The organism is Streptomyces sp. GC420 (assembly GCF_009916105.1).
Classification (GTDB): domain Bacteria; phylum Actinomycetota; class Actinomycetes; order Streptomycetales; family Streptomycetaceae; genus Streptomyces.
In genome coordinates this window covers 1-1,991 of record NZ_JAAAXQ010000690.1, presented here as the reverse complement: position 1 = coordinate 1,991, position 1,991 = coordinate 1, and the positions used below count along the sequence as shown (strand labels likewise).

Sequence of the window (1,991 nt, the reverse complement as noted above, 5' to 3'; positions counted from 1 at the left end):
GCCTCCGGCTGCCCGGGCGGCGGGCGCGGATCCTTCTGCCGCTGGCCGGAGTTCTGCTGACCGGCCCGGTCCTCTGGCTGCTGTACGGTTCGAGCTGGCTGCGCGTCGAGAGGGTCTCCGTCTCGGGCACGGAGGTTCTGACCGCCGCGCAGGTGCGTGAAGCCGCAGGAGTGCCGATGGGCGAGCAGTTGATTTCCGTCGACCTCGAAGCCGTCGAGACGCGACTGCGGGGGAAATTGCGCCGAATCGACTCGGTCGAGGCCGAACGCTCCTGGCCGCGTGGAATCATTCTGGAAGTGACCGAGCGAAAGCCGGAACTGCTCATCGAAAAGGGCGGAAAGTTCATCGAAGTGGACGCGGAAGGAGTCCGGTTCGCCACCGTGGCGACCGCTCCCCGGGGCGTTCCCCTTCTGGTGATGGCCGCCTCCCGCTCACCGAGTCTGCGCCGCTTCGGCACCGAGCGGCTGACCCGCGAAGCGGTGCGTGTCGCGAGCGCGCTTCCCGACCGGATCGCCCGCAGTACGCGTACTGTCAAGATCTCTTCGTACGACGCCGTCTCGCTGGACCTGACCGGCGGCCGGACGGTCGTCTGGGGCAGCCCGGAGAGCGGCGCGGCGAAGGCCCGCGTCCTGCTCGCGCTGATGAAGGCCGAGCCGGAGGCGGGGTACTTCGACGTCAGCGCGCCCACCGCCCCCGCTGTCGCGGGGAGTTGACGCGCGCCACGTCGTGCAAGCACCCTGGTTGGCCAGCCACTTGAGTGATCACATAGGGTGAAAAGAAAAACGGGAGGTTCGGCGTGTTCGTTGAACGCGCACCACTTGTCGACTTAGTGTCCTGTTCAGAAGACTCCAGGGAACGGACATACTGGTAACCCTAAACTTCAACGTTAGGGTTCGGGTCGGCGATTCGGACCGCCCCATTCGGCATCAGTCGGCGCCCCGCACGGCGGTGTGAGGCGACGACACGTAACTCGAGGCGAGAGGCCTTCGACGTGGCAGCACCGCAGAACTACCTCGCAGTCATCAAGGTCATCGGTGTCGGCGGCGGTGGTGTCAATGCCATCAACCGGATGATCGAGGTCGGTCTCAAGGGCGTCGAGTTCATCGCGATCAACACCGACGCCCAGGCGCTGTTGATGAGCGACGCCGACGTCAAGCTGGACGTCGGCCGTGAACTCACCCGGGGGCTGGGCGCAGGCGCCAACCCCGACGTCGGCCGCAAGGCCGCCGAGGACCACCGCGAGGAGATCGAGGAGGTCCTCAAGGGGGCCGACATGGTCTTCGTCACCGCCGGTGAGGGCGGCGGGACCGGCACCGGCGGTGCCCCGGTCGTCGCCAACATCGCGCGTTCGCTCGGGGCCCTCACCATCGGTGTGGTCACCCGGCCGTTCACCTTCGAGGGCCGGCGCCGGGCCAACCAGGCCGAGGACGGCATCGCCGCCCTGCGCGAAGAGGTCGACACCCTCATCGTCATCCCCAACGACCGGCTGCTGTCCATCTCGGACCGCCAGGTCAGCGTGCTCGACGCCTTCAAGTCCGCGGACCAGGTGCTGCTCTCCGGCGTCCAGGGCATCACCGACCTCATCACCACCCCCGGCCTCATCAACCTCGACTTCGCCGACGTCAAGTCCGTGATGTCCGAGGCCGGCTCCGCACTCATGGGCATCGGCTCCGCGCGAGGCGACGACCGCGCCGTGGCCGCGGCCGAGATGGCCATCTCCTCGCCACTGCTGGAGGCGTCCATCGACGGCGCGCGCGGGGTGCTGCTGTCCATCTCCGGCGGTTCCGACCTCGGCCTGTTCGAGATCAACGAGGCGGCCCAGCTGGTCAGCGAGGCCGCCCACCCCGAGGCCAACATCATCTTCGGCGCGGTCATCGACGACGCGCTCGGCGACGAGGTGCGTGTCACCGTCATCGCCGCCGGCTTCGACGGGGGCCAGCCCCCGACCCGCCGCGACAACGTCCTCGGCGCCTCCTCCAGCAAGCGCGAGG

2 protein-coding genes are annotated in these 1,991 nt (G+C 68.4%); both read left to right on the top strand.

The window, feature by feature from the left end:
- Positions 1-8 precede the first annotated feature (8 nt).
- Complete coding sequence (locus tag GUY61_RS37835; RefSeq protein WP_166634815.1) at positions 9-713, top strand: cell division protein FtsQ/DivIB; 705 nt, start codon at positions 9-11, stop codon at positions 711-713.
- Between the two features lie 278 nt (positions 714-991).
- Positions 992-1,991: cell division protein FtsZ (gene ftsZ, locus GUY61_RS37830; RefSeq protein ID WP_166634814.1), on the top strand; the 1,000-nt coding region annotated here is incomplete at its 3' end.